Raw genomic sequence first — 15889 nt, forward strand, 5'->3', positions numbered from 1 at the left:
GGGGACGCAGCACGGACCGACGGTGGGAGCAGGACCGAACGCGAAACGGCGGGGCAACAGAAGGGGCGGACGTGACGGTTGAAACGGGCGCGGGTCGGCGCACACCCACAGGCGAGCCATCGGACGGCGGGCCAGGACCGGGGGCTGGACCGAGGGGAGAACCAGGAGCTGGAGCGAGGGGCGAGCCGGGAGCTGGACCGAGGGGAGCACCAGGAGCAGGGCCAGGAGCAGGAAGCACCGGGGGCTGGGCGGAGTTGGTGGCTGCTGCGCTGCTGGGGGCCGAGCGGCGGCGCCCGCCGGGTGGGAGCGTGACGGCGCTGCTGGACGCGGCGGCCACCGAGACCGTCCGCCGTCGCGCAGGCGCGCGGGCCGTCGTACCCGAGCAGCGGCCCGAGCCGGCACCGGCGGACGAGCGTGAACCGCTGCCCACGGCGGCCGAGCGGCGGCTGGCGGCGCTGCTCGCCGACCGGGCGCTGAGCGGGTCGAGCCCGGCGGGCGCGGCGGCCGGGCGGCGCGGTTCGGGCCCGGACCTGGGTGAGCTGCTCCCGCAGTGGCTCGCGGAGGCGAACGCCCAGGGCTACCGCGCCCCAGCCGCGCTGCTGCCCGCCCTGCTCGACGCGGCGCGCGCCCGCACCGATCTGCGGGCCGAGACACTGGCGTTCGCCGGCCCGCGGGCACTGTGGCTGGCGCGGCAGAACGCCGACTGGAAGTTCGCGCTGCGCGACGGTGTCCGGCGCCAGGTGCCCGAGGGGCGCCCGGAGGAAGCCGAACGGCTCTGGCAGGAGGGGTTGTTCGCCGAGCGGGTGGCCCTGCTTGCGGCACTGCGGCAGCGCGATCCGGAGGCGGCGCTGGCCCTGCTGGCCTCCACCTGGCAGACCGAGCGGGCCGAGGACAGGCTGATGTTCCTCGACTCGCTGCGCCAGGGCCTCGGCCCCGCCGACGAGCCGTTTCTGGAGCGGGCGCTGGCCGACCGCAGCCGCACGGTGCGGGCGACCGCCGCCGAGCTGCTGGCCGCACTTCCCGGCTCCGCGCTGGCCTACAGGATGGCGGAGCGCGCCCGCAGCTGTGTGGCGCTCGACCGGATGGGCGGTGGGGGCGCCTCCCGGCCGAACGTCGGGGGCGGGATCGTGGTGGAGGCGCCGCACACCTGCGACGCCGACATGCAGCGCGACGGCGTCATACCCAAACCGCCCACAGGGCGGGGAGAACGGGCCTGGTGGCTGGGCCAGTTGGTGGAGGCGGCACCGCTGGGGGTGTGGAGCGAGCAGCTGGGCGGGCTGTCGCCGGAACAGCTCGTGGCGCTGCCGGTCGCCGACGGCTGGCGGGACGATCTGCACGCGGCATGGTGCGGGGCGGCCGTACGGCAGCGGAACGTCGCATGGGCGCGCGCCCTCATCGGGGAGCCCACCGAGCCGTTCGCCGAAGGCCCGGGTGACCCGGCGAAGCTGCTGTCGGTGCTGCCCGAGGAGGAGCGTGGCGAGTGGGCCGCGCGCTTCGTCGCCGCACACGGGCTGTCGGAGGCGTTCCGCATCCTGGGGGTGTGCGGCGTGCCGTGGCCGCTGCCACTGGGGCGGGCGGTGGTGGACGCGCTGGAGATCGCCCGGGACGCGGGCAGCTACCCGTGGAGCTTCAGCGGGGTGATGGGACTGGCCGAGCGCTGTCTGGACCCGGCCGACGCGGAACGGCTCGCGCCGCTCGCCGCTGTTCCGGACGAGAAGGAGGGGGAGTCACCGGGCGCCGGGGCTTACTGGGCGGAGTCGTTCCAGCGACTGGTCGCCACTCTGCGGCTGCGCTCCGCGATGCTCACGGAGCTGCGGGAGGGGAGGCAGGAGGGGAACCAAGGGTGAAGAGAGGGATAACGCGGGCGGGGCACCGGAGCGCCACCGCGCAGTGAGGGCAACGCAAGAGTTGGGCAACCGCGCCGATGGGGCGATCGCTCAGGCTGCCACCGGGCCCACGTGGGTGCGGATCCAGTCGACGACCTCGCTGGTGCTGGCGCCCGGCGTGAAGATCTCGGCGACGCCCTGCTCCTTCAGCAGCGGGATGTCCGCCTCGGGGATGATGCCGCCGCCGAAAACCTTGATGTCAGTGGCGTCCCGCTCACGCAGCAGCTCCAGCACGCGGGCGAAAAGCGTGTTGTGGGCCCCGGAGAGGATGGAGAGGCCGATGGCGTCCGCGTCTTCCTGAATGGCGGTGTCCACGACCTGTTCCGGGGTCTGGTGCAACCCGGTGTAGATGACCTCCATGCCGGCGTCGCGCAGGGCTCGGGCGATGACCTTGGCGCCCCGGTCGTGGCCGTCGAGGCCCGGCTTCGCTACCACCACGCGGATCGGACCGGACACATCCATCACTGCCTCCCTCTGAACGACCTCCCGGCCGGAACGGGCCACGGGGTGTGAACGCACGTTATCTCCAGCATCCCGCACCCGTCCGTTCCGCGCTCGCAAGCGAGGGGGAAATCACACGCGAAGCCGCGCCGCGCGCCGATCCGCGTCTCGCATACGACGCCGCGCCCCCAACGCAGCCCGCGCGCCCAAGCGAAACGTCCACGGGCGTCCCCACCCCGCGACATAGGCAGGCACCCCACCCCACCCCACCCCGCGACGCAGGCAGGCACCCCGCCCCGCGACGTACACAGGCACCCCACCCCGCGACATCCGCAGGCCCCACGCTTCGGCACGCAGCACGCCCCAGCACAGGCACCGCAGCACGCCGCAGCACGGGCACACGGGCACACGGGCACACGGGCACACAGCACGGGACGCGCGTACGCGCCCGGCGCCCAGATTCTGCGCGCTCCCCGAAAGGTGCCGGACGCCCCCACCCGTGGGCCCGGGAGGGGAAGCCGCGGAGCCGTCCGCTGATCGCAGAGCCGACCGTTCCGGAGACGGACGCCCAAATTTCACCGACCTCACCGGTTTCCCCGAAGCATTGATCTTCGGTCGGAAACCGACCTGGTCGATCATTCCGACCTGTGCGTATCCGCTACCTATAAGCGGGGGATCGGGCATGCGCCGCCGCTGGTGGACTCCAGCGTTTGTGCGTGCGCCCGGGGGGAGTTGGGGCCCGGTGAAGGCCGGAGGCGTTGACCGTCACGTCGGACCCCGGTGCGGCTGACGACGCCGGACGCAGGGCTCATTCTTTCGAACGAATTTCGAACTCAACCTCTGCTACCGGTCCGTAGTCCGCCGAAAGACGGCTGATTGCCCTTTTCCTGCGCCGCTAAAACCTCCCGAAGATTGTCGCCGTCGCATACCGCCGGGTACAGTCACCGCACTGCTCCGCCCCTGTCGCCGAGGCGAAAGAGAAGTTGGTGGTGAACGACCGTCATCCGTCGGGAGTCCCGAGTCCCGACGACCCCGGTTCCGGCTTCTCGTACGGCACCTACGACGCGGACCATGGACCGTCGGCGTACGGCGCGTACAGCGAGAACGCCTATCAGGCCGGCTCGCACGACGGATACTCCACCGGCGCCTACGACACCTCCGGCGCCACCTATGCCGACGGCTCGTACACCTCGTACACGTCCTACGGCGACGACGACCCCCTCTTCGGCACCCTCCCCGGAGCCGCCGGGGCCGACACCGGCAGCTATTCGACCGCGTCCTGGGACGCCAACACCGCGTGGGGCACAGGAAGTTACGGCCCCGACGCCATGGCAGCCCCCGGCATTCCGGCGCAGGCAGGGCCCGAGCAGGCTCCTGGGGGCTTCCCCGCGGCGGAGTTCGGCCACGGTCTGCCCACCGCGGAGGACGGCACCGGCCAGTGGACTTTCGGTGTGCAGGAGACCGGCGGCTGGGACACGACGGCCTGGGGCACCGGCGGCTGGGAGGCGGCCGAACCGGAATCCGGCGGCTGGGCGACAGGCAGCCAGAGTGCTGCGGCGTACGGCTACGAGGGTCACGAGGGCTACACCGGTTACGAGCACACCGGCTACGAAGAGCACGCCGCGTACGGCGACCAGCACGACGGCCTCGGCAGTCACGACAGCCACAGCGGCTATGCCACCTACGAGAGTTACGAGGGCTACGACAGCTACAGAGGTCCGGGCGGGCAGCAGCCGAACGGGCCCGAGCAGCCCGGTTATGGCGCGGAGCCCGGTTACGGCGCGGAGGACGGCTACGCCACAGAGCCCGGTTACGGCGCAGAAAGTGCTTACGGCGCCGAGACCGCGCAGTTCGGGCTCGACCACGGCTACACCGCTCCCGACCAGGGCCAGGACGCCACCGCCCAGTGGGATTTCTCCGGAGTCGCACAGCACGAGCCCGAGCCGTCGTACGAGTACGAGCACCAGCACCAGCACGATTTCGACGCCGCGGCGCCCGACTTCCCCGGATCCCCCGAACCGGACGACGCGCGGGACGGTCACGACGACGCTGCCGCACCCGCCGCACTCGGCAGTGTCGGCGGCCCGCACGGGCGCGGGCGCCGCCGCTCCCCCAAGCCCCGCCCGCGCCGCCGGGCACTGATGACCGTGGCGGTGCCGTCCGTCGCCGTCATGGGTGTCGCGGGCGCCGCGGCGGCGAGCGTGATGGGGGACGACGGCGACAAGGACAGCACCACCGTCGCCGCCCCGGATGCCGCACCCGTGAAGCCGTCGAGCGCCAACAACAAGCTGGACACCCAGCTCCAGGGCCTCTCCGCCGACGCCGACGACTTCGCCGACCGCGCCAGCCGCACCCAGGAGCGCATCGACCTCAAACAGCGCCAGGAGGCGGAGAAGGAGCGGAAGGCGAAGGAGGCGGCGCGCAAGGAGGCCATGCGCCCCAAGTACGTGATCCCGGTCAAGGATCACACCCTCAGCGCGCGTTACGGCCAGGCAGGCGTCAACTGGATGTCGATCCACACCGGGATCGACTTCCCCGTCAGCTACGGCACCCCCGTCATGGCCGCCACCGACGGCACCGTCTCCACGAAGCACGATGTGTCGTACGGGAACATGGCCGTTGTGACGGCGAAGGACGGCACCGAGACCTGGTACTGCCATCTGAGCAGCAACAAGATCCGCTCGGGCCAGGTCAAGGCGGGCGATGTGATCGCCTACTCGGGCAACTCCGGCAATTCCACGGGCCCGCATCTGCACTTCGAGATCCATCCGGGCGGCGGCTCGGCGGTGGACCCGATCCCGTGGCTCCAGGGCAAGGGCCTCAGCATCAGCTGAGGCCGCCGCCCCCACGGGGCCGAGGCGCTACGCCCCGGACGTTGTGCCCCGGGGCCGCCTCTCCTCCTGCCGGGCCCCTGGGCTACTACGGCCTCACAGTTTCTCCACCGGCGCATAGCGCAGCAGCAGCCGCTTGGGCTTCTCGCCGCCGAAGTCGATCGTCGCCTCGGCGTTGTCGCCGCTGCCCTTCACCGACTGCACCGTGCCCAGCCCGAAGCTGTCGTGCGTGACGCGGTCACCGACCTGGAGGGAGACCACCGGCCGGTCACCGGCACGCCGCGTCGCGAAGCCGGACGGCCCCCCGCGCCGGGCCGAGGCGTTCGCGGAGGAGGAGAGGGACGCGCTGATCCCCGAGGCGGCCGAGGCCGCGCCACCCAGGGCACCGGCGCCGCTGCCCGTCCGCTTCCAGTCGAGATACTCGGCGGGGATCTCCTCCAGGAAGCGGGAGGGCGGGTTGTAGGAGGGCTGGCCCCAGGCGCTGCGCATAGCGGCGCGGGTGAGATACAGCCGCTCCTGGGCACGCGTGATGCCGACGTATGCCAGCCGGCGCTCCTCCTCCAGTTCCTTGGTCTGCCCCAGGGCGCGCATATGTGGGAAGACGCCGTCCTCCATGCCCGTCAGGAAGACCACGGGGAATTCGAGGCCCTTGGCGGTGTGCAGAGTCATGAGCGTGACGACGCCCTGGTCCTCGCCCTCCTCCGGAATCTGGTCGGAGTCGGCGACCAGGGCGACCTGTTCGAGGAAGTCGGCGAGTGTGCCTGGGGACTCCTCTTCGCCGCGCTCCTGCTCGAACTCCAGGGCGACAGCGGCCAGTTCCTGCAGGTTCTCGATACGCGTCTCGTCCTGTGGGTCGGTGGACGCCTGGAGCTCGGCCAGATAGCCGGTCTGCTCCAGCACCGCCTCCAGCACCGTGGCCGGGCCGGCGCCGGACTCCACGACGGTACGCAGCTCCTCCATCAGCGCGTTGAACCGCTTGACGGCATTGAGGGAGCGCGCGGCCATGCCGTACGCCTCGTCCACGCGCGCGAGCGCCTGCGGGAAGGTGATCTTCTCGCGCAGCGCCAGCGCCTCGATCATGGCCTCGGCGCGGTCGCCGATGCCGCGCTTGGGTACGTTGAGGATACGGCGCAGCGGCACCGCGTCCTCCGGGTTGGCCAGCACCCGCAGATACGCCAGGATGTCGCGGACCTCCCGGCGCTCGTAGAAGCGCACCCCGCCGACGACCTTGTAGGGCAGGCCGACGCGGATGAAGACCTCTTCGAAGACACGGGACTGGGCGTTGGTGCGGTAGAAGACGGCGATGTCGCCGGGCCGGACCCTGCCCTCGCCTCCCTCGCCCTCTTGCTGCTCCCCGTCGCTGAGTCGGTCGATCTCGTCGGCGACGAACTGTGCCTCGTCGTGCTCGGTGTCGGCGACATAGCCGGTGATCCGGGGGCCCGAGCCCGCCTTGGTCCACAGGTTCTTGGGGCGGCGGTCGGCGTTGCGCTCGATGACGGCGTTGGCGGCGCTGAGGATCGTCTGCGTGGAGCGGTAGTTCTGCTCCAGCAGGATCGTGGTCGCGTTCGGGTAGTCCTCCTCGAACTGGAGGATGTTGCGGATGGTCGCGCCGCGGAAGGCGTAGATCGACTGGTCGGCGTCGCCGACGACGCACAGCTCGGCCTGCTCCTCGGCCGGGCCGACCAGCTCGCGCACCAGCTGGTACTGCGCGTGGTTGGTGTCCTGGTACTCGTCGACGAGGACGTGCCGGAAGCGGCGGCGGTAGTGCTCGGCCACGTCGGGGAACGCCTGGAGCAGATGGACCGTGGTCATGATCAGGTCGTCGAAGTCCAGCGCGTTGGCCTCGCGCAGCCGCGCCTGGTACATCGTGTACGCCTCGGCGAGGGTCTTCTCAAATCCATCAACCGCCTGCCCCGCGAAGTCCTCCTCGTCGATCAGCTCGTTCTTGAGGTTGGAGACCTTGGCACTGAACGCCTTGGGCGGGAAGCGCTTGGGATCCAGATCCAGATCGCGGCAGACCAGGGCCATCAGCCGCTTGGAGTCCGCTGCGTCGTAGATCGAGAACGACGAGGTGAAGCCCAGCTTCTTGCTCTCGCGGCGGAGGATGCGCACGCACGCGCTGTGGAAGGTGGAGACCCACATCGACTGAGCCCGCGGGCCCACCAGCTCGGCGACGCGCTCCTTCATCTCGCCCGCCGCCTTGTTGGTGAAGGTGATGGCGAGGATCTGGCCCGGGTGCACATTGCGGGCGCCCAGCAGATAGGCGATGCGGTGGGTGAGCACCCGCGTCTTGCCGGAGCCCGCACCGGCGACGATGAGCAGCGGGGAGCCCGCATGCAGCACGGCGTCCCGCTGCTGCTCGTTCATCCCCTCCAGCAGCGCGACGGGGTCGACGACGGACCGGGGGGCGCCGTCACGGTGGTACGCATCACGCCCGCCGGTGCCCGCGGCGCCGCCCGCGAAGGTGCCCGCGAAGAGATCGTCCGGGACCTCCTCCGCGGGGCCCGGGTGCCCGGAGCTCTCGGGGTCGGGCGGCGGGGGCGCGTCCGCCTCGGGTGCCATACCGTCGAGGTCCGCCAGGAAGCTGTCGTCGAAGAGGCTGCTCATCGTCGTACGAGTCTAGGCGGCCGCACCGACACCCGGATTGCCCTGTGGAAAAACCGGCGCTTCCGCGACGGCTTCCCGGTGTCCGGGCCGCTCAGACCCAGAGCACGGCGATGAAGATGTTCGCCGTCGTCAGCAGGCCGACAGTGCCGAAGAGGGGAGCGCTGAGCCGCTCCTCGTCCCGCTTCACGTAGGTGATGCCGAGGATCACCACGAGCAGCGCCAGCTTGAGCCCGATCTTGACGTTGTTCACCGAGCTGTCGTCGGCCTGGTTGAGCCCGACCAGAGCCACGCCGGTGACCAGCATGGTCAGCGCACCGTGGAGCATGCTGGGGCTGATCCGGGCCTCGCCCGTGCCGATCGCCTTCATCTGCGTGAAGAAGCCGCCCAGGAGTGCGGCTATGCCGATGATGTGCAGGCCGACGAAGACATTGATGAGTACGTCCATGGGCGCGAGCGTATCCGGGCGTTTTCGGGGCCTTTTGCACACCCCCGGCTTCTCCGGCGCACCCCTGGCTTCTCCGTCGAGGCTCTCGGGGCACCGGTCGGCGACTGCACATGCGCCCCCTGCATTGCGCCGCCAAGCGGACCGGCCTGAGCAGCTTTACGGCGAAAAGGTTCACTTGCGGTCATCCCCGTGCCAGGCCGCCGCCGTCCGCATAGCGTCCTGTCCAGGTGGCCGCGCCCTGCCGGTCGGCGCGGCCACCCCGGCCGCCGGGACAGCTGTGACGTACACGACACCGAGTGCCTGCATTTGGGAGGAGAGGGCGCCGGAACCGAGCCGCCCTCCCGCGACCACGTCAACCAGGCGCCGTCTCCTGTTCACTCACAGGTGCACGGCGCGCGGCCGGACGTTGTCGCCGTCGCTCACAGCCGTACGCCGTATTGCCGTGCCCTCGCGGCCCTCGGCGAGCCGCTGGAGTCGATCACCAGGGCGGGTGCCCCTGCTGCAGGGACCATGCGCTGCCCGACCGCTGCACCGCGTGACGGTGGACACCGGAGAGGGGGCACGCACAGCGGCAGTACTGGGGTCGCACAAGGGCGTCCTCCTGCGCAATCACGGCTTGTTGACGGTCGGGGACCAGGTGGGCGCAGCGGCCCGGTGGCGCCTTCGGATGGAGCTCGCGTGCCGGATACAGCTCGCCGTGCGGGCGGCCGGAAAGCCGGTCCCGACCGACCAGGAGAGCGCTGTCGCGACCCGCAGCCGACCCGGCGGTGATATCGCCGCATGGCACAACTATCAACCTCTCTACACCAGGATCACCCCGGACGAGTGCGGCCTGCTGAGCTGACACCGACTCACGTAAGGCACAATCCCCTTCCATCCCACGGAAGTTGAGAGGCGGGGTTGCGCAGTGGCCGTGGACACGGCTCAGGACGGCTCGAAGGGCCCGGGCGACGAGGACGGGCAGGGCAGCGGCGCGCAGAGCGCGAGCGGCCTCCCCAGCACGGGCCGGGCGGCCGGTACGGGCCCCGACGCGGGAAAGGACGCCACCACCACCGGGAAAAGCCCCACCACGGGCAAGGGGCCCGCCACCCGGAAGGGGCCCGCCGCGGAGCAGGGCCCCGCCACGGGGACGGCCGCCACCCCCGGCACAGGCACAGCCCGCGTACCCGGAGCCCCCTCCCCCAGGCGCGCCTCGCGGTACCCGGATCCGGCCACCACCCCCTCCACCTCCTCTGCCGCCACCTCTCCCTCCCGTCCCTCCCGCCCCAGCTCCCCTGCCCCGGCCACGCCGGGCCGCTCCGCCGGCGAGCCCCCTCCCACCAGCAGCGACACCAAGCCGCCGTGCCACTGCGACAACTGTCCGCACAGCGCCCGCGAGGGCTACCGCAAGGCGCTGGCCGCCTTCGTACGGCGCCGGGACGAGCTGGCCGGAGGCGAGGGCGTCCCCGTGGGGCTGGCGCACTCGGCGGGGGCCTCCCGCCAGTGGGTCTCGGACGAGCTGACCGAGGCCGCGCGTGCTGTCGCCGACCGGAGCCGCGAGGAGGGCGAGGCGTGGCTGGTCCGGCTGTGGCGGCGCACCGTGCTCGGCGTATGGGCCGCTGTCGGCGTGCTGCTGCTGGTGGAGTTGCTGCTGGCGCTCGCCGGTGGCTGGTCGGCCGGACGGACGGCCGGACTGGTGGCCGCTTTCGTCTCGGCGTCGCTGCTGTCCGTCGCCGCCTGGCTGCACCGGGCGCGCGGCGGCGTTCTGGCACCCGTCATCGGCGAGGACAACCGGCTCTCCACCTCCCGCACGGTGGCTGCCGGCTGGGTACTGCTGTCCGTGTTCTCCGTGCTGGTCCTGGCCGTCGAACTGGCCGTGGCCCCCGGCCCCGACGAGCGCCGTGCACTGCTGGCCGGCCTGGATCTGTCGCGGGGCGCGGGGGTGGTGACGGTGCTCGCGCTGACCTGCGCGGTGGCCGTCGTGGTGCGCCGTACGGTGGCCGTACGGGTGCAGGGCAGGCGGTTGCAGAAGGCACGGGCCGACCGGCCGCGCGCTGCCGATCTGCTCACGGACGACGCGGGCCGTGGCGCCTTCTCCGATGTGCAGTACGTCCTCATCAGCGCGGTCGCGGTGGTCTTCGCCACGGTCCGGCTGGCCCGCCAGCCCGATCAACTGCCCGACCTGCCCTGGGGACTGGCCCTGCTGGTCGTCGTCTCGGCTGCGACGTATCTGGCCGGTAAGTACGCCGAGGGGGGCCGCCCCGTCGTGCTCTCGGTCGTCCGGGCACGCGAGATGGGCGATCTGCACTCCCCCATCCGCACCGGCGACGACATCGAGATCCGCGGCGCGGGCTTCGTCCCTCCGGGCGCCACCGCTCCCGACCGACTGGCCCGTATGGTCGTCCGGATCGGCGCCGTCCATGTGCACGCGCCCCTCATCCCCGTCCCCGGCGGTTTCAGCAGCCCCGCCGACACCGCGCTGACGGTGCCGGTCCCGGTCGAGGTCGAACCGGGCCGGGTGGAGGTCCAAGTCGTCACGGCAGCAGGCGTGGAGACGAACCGTTATCCCATCGACGTGGTCGAATGACGGGTGCAACCGGCATCCCGGTCAGGACCGACGGGCACTTGCGAGCCGGGTAGGCACAGGGGGAAGAATCGCCTCCGCACACCGAACGCGTTTGCGGAAGGCGGGAGCGACGGATGTCTGTGACAGGGCCGGTGGGTGGCGGCACCAACGACAGGGCCAAGACCGTCAGCGCCTATCCGGGGCCGGTCGCCGGACCGCCCGTCGGGATACGCGGTACCGCCGCGAAGTACGCGCTGCTCCCGCTGCGCCTCTTCCTCGGCATCACCTTTCTCTACGCCGGGATCGACAAGCTGATCGACCCCCAGTTCCTCACCGGTGACGGACCGGATTCGCTCGCCGGGACGCTGTCGGCCGTGCACGACTCCGCGGCCGCCACATGGCTGGTCGAACTGGCGCAGCAGAGCCCGCGGGGTTTCGGTACTGCCGTCGCCGCAGGGGAGATAGCCGTCGGGCTCGGCACGCTGTGCGGACTGTGGGCAAGAGTGGCGGCGGCCGGCGGGGCGCTGCTCTCCCTCTCCCTGTGGCTGACGATGAGCTGGGACAGCGATCCGTACTACTACGGCAACGACCTGCCCTACCTCATAGCGTGGCTGCCCCTGCTGATGGCGGGAGCGCCGATGTTCTCGCTGGATTCACTGCTGGCAGTACGCAAGCGGCGCAAGGGGCAGCAGATCTTCGGCTAGCGCGCTGCGGGGCGCTCATTCGCGCAGCTCCCGCCGCCGGGAGACCGAGCGCCGGACCAGGAACGTCGCCAGCGCCGTGAGGCCCGCCAGCACCAGCGAGACCGGAACCACCACCAGCAGCGCCCAGAACGGGACCTCAACCTCGCCTGCGGCGTCCAGCAGACAGACCACGGCGACCGCGCACATGGCGAGTCCGAGCAGCAGCCGGGAGGGTTCGAAGCGGTGCCTCATCGGGTTCCTCCCGCCGGGGGCTCGCTCGGTGCCGTCGGCGAGGGCGCACTCGGTCTCGGCGAGGGCTCACTCGGTCTCGGCGAGGGCGCGCTCGGTCTCGGCGTGGGCGCGCTCGGTGCCGTCGGGGGCGCACTCGGTCCGGTCGGGGGGTCCGACAGCGGCTGGTTGTCGGTACGCACGCCCGAAGGCAGCTCCCGGACGATCTCGGCGCGGCCTACGCCGACGCTCAGCTTCAGCACGACCGTGCCCTTCGCCTTCTTGCTGCCGAGCGGATGCAGGGTCAGCTTCCGCTCCGCCCCCAGGCCGCTCGCGCTGTCGGAGACCACCTCGCCGTTGCTGTCCAGGGCCCGGGGAAACTCGGCTTCCCCCACGTCGACGTCCGCACTCACCTCGACCACCGCGTCTTTCGGTACGACCACCTTCATCTCGCCCAGCCCGACCCGCGCCTCGGTCCGCAGCGTCTGGCCCGCCTTCAGACCCGTACCGCGCAGGTCGAGTTCGCCGGAACCGGAGCCGAGTGCGTAGCGCGGCTTGACCTCATTGGTCGCCGAGGGCACCCAGCGGGTCTCGCGGAAGTGCGTCGTGATGTCGTCCGGCAGCGCTGCCGCGGCTGCCAGCAGTCCGGCCGTCAGGACGATGCAGACGATGGTGCCCGGTCCCGTGCGGCCGACGAACGCGCTGACGGCCAGTCCGAGACCGAAGACGCCCAGCGCGCAGCTCAGACCGATGGTGAGGGTGGTGGCGAGGGGATAGCCGTTCCAGGAGGCGGCCGTGGAGACGCCGCCAGCCAGCAGGGCCAACAGAAAGGTGAGCCCACCCAGCGAGAATCCCGCGCCCTGGCGGGGCTCGGCGGGCGGCCCTCCGCCGGGTGCTCCGGCGACTGCGGGGCCCCTGGGAGGCGCCCCTGGACGCTCGTGGGCGCTGGGCGGCGCTGCGTACTGCAGGGCGTCCTCGGGGCCCCACAGATAGCCGGTGGCTGCTCCGGCCCGACCCCAGACGGGGCCGGACCCTTTGGTGGCCCCGGCCTCCTTGGTGAGGGGCTCGCGCCACCAGGAGGCGGGCGCCGGCACGGGCGGTGCCTGTGCCTCGGGGGGCGCGTCGGCGACGGCGTGCGCTGTCGCCGGATCGATCTGTGCGCCCTCGGCCCCTGCTGCCTCGACCTGACGCCGGTGCTGCGACCAGTACGCCGCGCCCGCCACCACGCCGATCAGCAGCACCGAGAAGGGCACGCTGCGGTTGCCGAGCGAGGCGAGGAAGAGGCCGCAGCCGACGAGCGCCACCAGGATCGCCGACAGCGAGCTGCCCTCCACCCGGCCGGACAGCAGCCGCCGCCCCTCGTTCTGCGTCTCCCCCTCGGCGGGGATGAGCAGCCAGGCGAACCCGTAGAAGATGAGTCCGAGCCCCCCGAGGACGGACAGCACGACCAGCGGCACCCTGAAGAGCACCGGATCGAGGTCGAAGTACCGCCCCATGCCGCCGCACACGCCCCCCGCGACCTTGTGCGCACGGCTCCGCCGCAGCTTGCCGTGCCGGGGCTGAGGCACCGGATTGTGCGCCCCCCAGGAACCGCCCCCGCCGGCACCCCTTGCCCCTCCCCCGGACCGGGCGCCCCCGGGCCGGGAGTCGCCCGCACCCGCGCCAGCAGCACCCGCACCGGCCGCACCGGAACCCCCGTCGGCCGCCCCCGTGTCGGCCGCGCCGGGACCCGCGTCGGGACCGGTCCCCTGCCGTGCCCGGCCGACGCCCTCGGCGTGTTCCGCCGTGTGCTGCTCCTCCTCGCTCATAGCCCTATGGTCGCGCCCCGGGCACGCGGAGGCATCGGGGGCCTACCCCGAGCGATCCCTGAGATCGGCCGCAGGGCTTCGGAACCGGTTCGGGGATGGCTCAGGGCCGAACCCTGATGTCCGGCCGCGCCCGGCGTGTGACGATCGGGACATGACAGCGCCCGCCTCGCCCGCCCCCGAGGCGGCCTCGCAGGGACCCGGACCCGGAGCCGTGTCCTCGGAGCCGCCGGCAGAAGAACCGCCCCTGCGCAAGCTCTACCGCAGTGCGGAGGGCCGGATGCTCGGCGGGGTGGCGCGCGGACTCGCGGGGCACCTGGGGCTGCCCGTCTCCTGGGTGCGGATCGTCTTCATCGCGCTGAGCCTCGCCAACGGCCTCGGAGTGTTGCTGTACGCGGCGTTCTGGTTCGTGGTGCCGCTCGGTACGGGCGGCGTCGGTGCCGGGCACCGCACCGGAGCGGCAGGGCTGTCCGAGGCCGTCACCGACCGCGACGGGCTGCGCCGCCGCATCCTCCGTAAGCCCGACAAGGGCCAGCTCATCGCCGTCCTGGCGCTGATCGTCGCGATCTTCATCACCGCGGACAACCTCCAGTTCGGCGCCGCCAACACCTATCTGTGGCCCGTCGTCCTCATCGGCATCGGTGTCGCACTGGTGTGGCGCCAGGCCGACAACTCCCGCCGCGCCCACTGGGCGGCGGTCAGCCGCCGTACGCGACTGCTGCCGATCGCGCGCAGCGCGGCCGGTGTCGCGCTGGTCGCCGTGGGGGTGACCGGCATCGTCGTCGTCCAGGGCTCGGTCAGCCATCTGGGTTCGGTCCTCCAGGCCGCGCTCGCCGTGCTGGTCGGCATCGCGCTGATGGCGGGCCCGTATCTCGTACGGATGATGCAGGACCTGTCCGAGGAACGGCTGATGCGCATCCGGGCGCAGGAGCGGGCCGAAGTGGCCGCGCACGTCCACGACTCGGTGCTGCACACCCTCACCCTGATCCAGCGCAACGCCGACAAGCCCCGCGAAGTGGCCCGGCTCGCCCGCGCCCAGGAGCGGGAGCTGCGTGCCTGGCTCTACAAGCCCGCCGACGCCTCCGGTGCGGCGGCCGAGGAGGAGGACGAGCCCAAGACTCTCGCCGAGGGCGTCAAGGCCACGGCCGCCGAGGTCGAGGACCACCACGGGGTGCCCGTGGAGGTGGTCTGCGTCGGCGACTGCCCCCTCGACGAGGCGCTGGGCGCCCAGCTTCAGGCCGCACGCGAGGCGATGGTCAACGCCGCCAAGTACGGTGGCGAGGGCGGCGCCGTACAGGTCTTCGCCGAGGTGGAGGGGCGTACCGTCTTCATCTCCGTACGGGACCGCGGGCCGGGCTTCGATCCGGACGCCGTCCCGGAGGACAGGATGGGCGTACGCGAGTCCATCGTCGGCCGGATGCGGCGCAACGGCGGCACGGCGCGGCTGCGCACCGCACCGGGCGAGGGGACAGAGGTCGAGCTGGAGATGGAGAGGGCGGCGGATTCGTGACCAATGAGGCGACGGGCAACGAGCAGCAGGGCGACGGCGGCAGCGGCCCGCAGAGTGGCGTCACCCCTCAGGGCGGTGACGACTCCGGCGGCCGCCGGGTCCGGGTCGTCCTGGTGGACGACCACCGCATGTTCCGCGCGGGCGTACAGGCGGAGATCGGCCGCACCGAAGAGACGGGCGTGGACGTGGTCGGCGAGGCGGGCGACGTCGACCAGGCGATGACGGTCATCGAGGCGACCCGCCCCGATGTCGTCCTGCTGGACGTCCATCTCCCCGGCGGCGGCGGGGTGGAGGTGCTGCGCCGCAGCACCCCGCTGATGGGCGATGCCGAACAGCCCGTGCGCTTTCTCGCGCTGTCCGTCTCGGACGCCGCCGAGGACGTCATCGGCGTCATCCGCGGCGGCGCACGCGGCTACGTCACCAAGACGATCACCGGCGGCGACCTGGTCGGCGCCATCTTCCGGGTCGCGGACGGCGACGCCGTCTTCTCCCCCCGCCTGGCGGGCTTCGTCCTGGACGCCTTCGCCTCCACGGACGCCCCACCGGTCGACGAGGACCTCGACCGCCTCACCCAGCGCGAACGCGAGGTCCTGCGCCTCATCGCCCGCGGCTACGCCTACAAGGAAGTCGCCAAGCAGCTCTTCATCTCCGTCAAGACCGTCGAGTCCCACGTCTCGGCCGTCCTGCGCAAGCTCCAGCTGTCGAACCGTCACGAGCTGACGCGCTGGGCGACGGCCCGGCGGCTGGTGTAAGGGCGAACGCACGACGGGGGAAGTATGACCGAGGCCGAGCGGGCCTACCTCGACGAGGCAGTACGGATACTCGCCGACAATGCGCCCGACGGGTGGGCGAAGCTCGAATACACCATGTGGTCCACGACCGGCTGGCCGGGCCGGGCGGCGGCCGGT

Annotated in this window: 12 protein-coding genes and 1 pseudogene; 8 read left to right on the top strand and 5 right to left on the bottom strand. The window is 72.0% G+C overall.

The genetic code is table 11. From position 1 onward, the window contains the following. Positions 1-71 precede the first annotated feature (71 nt). On the top strand, positions 72-1847 hold the full coding sequence (locus ACTWP9_RS01970) for a DUF5691 domain-containing protein (RefSeq protein WP_443244164.1): 1776 nt from the start codon (positions 72-74) through the stop codon (positions 1845-1847). 90 nt (positions 1848-1937) lie between these two features. On the opposite strand, the gene ACTWP9_RS01975 is transcribed toward ACTWP9_RS01970, so the two are convergent. Beyond that, positions 1938-2348, bottom strand: a complete 411-nt coding sequence (locus tag ACTWP9_RS01975) for a cobalamin B12-binding domain-containing protein (protein ID WP_443244165.1) — start codon at positions 2346-2348, stop codon at positions 1938-1940. Positions 2349-3316: 968 nt separating this feature from the next. On the opposite strand from ACTWP9_RS01975, the gene ACTWP9_RS01980 reads away from it, so the two are divergent. Next, positions 3317-5161, top strand: coding sequence for a M23 family metallopeptidase (locus tag ACTWP9_RS01980; protein ID WP_443244166.1), 1845 nt, complete (start codon positions 3317-3319; stop codon positions 5159-5161). 93 nt (positions 5162-5254) lie between these two features. Here the strand turns inward: ACTWP9_RS01980 and pcrA are convergent, their stop codons facing one another. Together pcrA and ACTWP9_RS01990 are read right to left on the bottom strand one after the other, a co-directional pair. After that, positions 5255-7765, bottom strand: a complete 2511-nt coding sequence (gene pcrA / locus ACTWP9_RS01985; RefSeq protein WP_443244167.1) for a DNA helicase PcrA — start codon at positions 7763-7765, stop codon at positions 5255-5257. Between the two features lie 91 nt (positions 7766-7856). After that, the gene (locus ACTWP9_RS01990) at positions 7857-8210 is read right to left on the bottom strand and encodes a hypothetical protein (protein WP_443244168.1); all 354 of its coding nucleotides are present in this window, start codon (positions 8208-8210) and stop codon (positions 7857-7859) included. Between the two features lie 384 nt (positions 8211-8594). On the opposite strand from ACTWP9_RS01990, the pseudogene ACTWP9_RS01995 reads away from it, so the two are divergent. The 4 genes and pseudogenes from ACTWP9_RS01995 to ACTWP9_RS02010 all read left to right on the top strand — a co-directional run. Continuing rightward, positions 8595-8681, top strand: a pseudogene (locus ACTWP9_RS01995) (class II aldolase/adducin family protein); the annotation flags it as partial. Positions 8682-8745: 64 nt separating this feature from the next. Continuing rightward, entirely contained in the window at positions 8746-9054 is a 309-nt protein-coding gene (locus ACTWP9_RS02000; protein WP_443244169.1) for a class II aldolase/adducin family protein, read from the top strand. Between the two features lie 549 nt (positions 9055-9603). Next, positions 9604-10776, top strand: a complete 1173-nt coding sequence (locus ACTWP9_RS02005; RefSeq protein WP_443244380.1) for a hypothetical protein — start codon at positions 9604-9606, stop codon at positions 10774-10776. A gap of 113 nt (positions 10777-10889) precedes the next feature. Next, positions 10890-11459: a DoxX family protein gene (locus ACTWP9_RS02010; RefSeq protein WP_443244170.1), complete on the top strand. Its 570-nt coding sequence runs from the start codon at positions 10890-10892 to the stop codon at positions 11457-11459. A gap of 15 nt (positions 11460-11474) precedes the next feature. Here ACTWP9_RS02010 and ACTWP9_RS02015 read toward each other — a convergent pair whose 3' ends face one another. Both ACTWP9_RS02015 and ACTWP9_RS02020 read right to left on the bottom strand, forming a co-directional pair. Then, positions 11475-11690, bottom strand: a complete 216-nt coding sequence (locus ACTWP9_RS02015; protein WP_443244171.1) for a hypothetical protein — start codon at positions 11688-11690, stop codon at positions 11475-11477. Then, positions 11687-13474 (bottom strand): PspC domain-containing protein, encoded by a 1788-nt coding sequence (locus ACTWP9_RS02020; RefSeq protein ID WP_443244172.1) that lies wholly within the window; start codon positions 13472-13474, stop codon positions 11687-11689. The genes ACTWP9_RS02015 and ACTWP9_RS02020 overlap by 4 nt, the downstream gene beginning before the upstream one ends. A gap of 151 nt (positions 13475-13625) precedes the next feature. Between ACTWP9_RS02020 and ACTWP9_RS02025 the strand changes: the two genes are divergently transcribed. Together ACTWP9_RS02025 and ACTWP9_RS02030 are read left to right on the top strand one after the other, a co-directional pair. Continuing rightward, entirely contained in the window at positions 13626-14981 is a 1356-nt protein-coding gene (locus ACTWP9_RS02025; protein WP_443244173.1) for a PspC domain-containing protein, read from the top strand. Then, on the top strand, positions 14978-15733 hold the full coding sequence (locus tag ACTWP9_RS02030; RefSeq protein ID WP_443244174.1) for a LuxR C-terminal-related transcriptional regulator: 756 nt from the start codon (positions 14978-14980) through the stop codon (positions 15731-15733). Before ACTWP9_RS02025 ends, ACTWP9_RS02030 begins: the two co-directional genes overlap by 4 nt. Positions 15734-15889 lie beyond the last annotated feature (156 nt).

Origin of the sequence: Streptomyces sp. 3N207 (genome assembly GCF_052246355.1) — a bacterium.
In the GTDB taxonomy this organism is placed as follows: Bacteria; Actinomycetota; Actinomycetes; order Streptomycetales; family Streptomycetaceae; genus Streptomyces.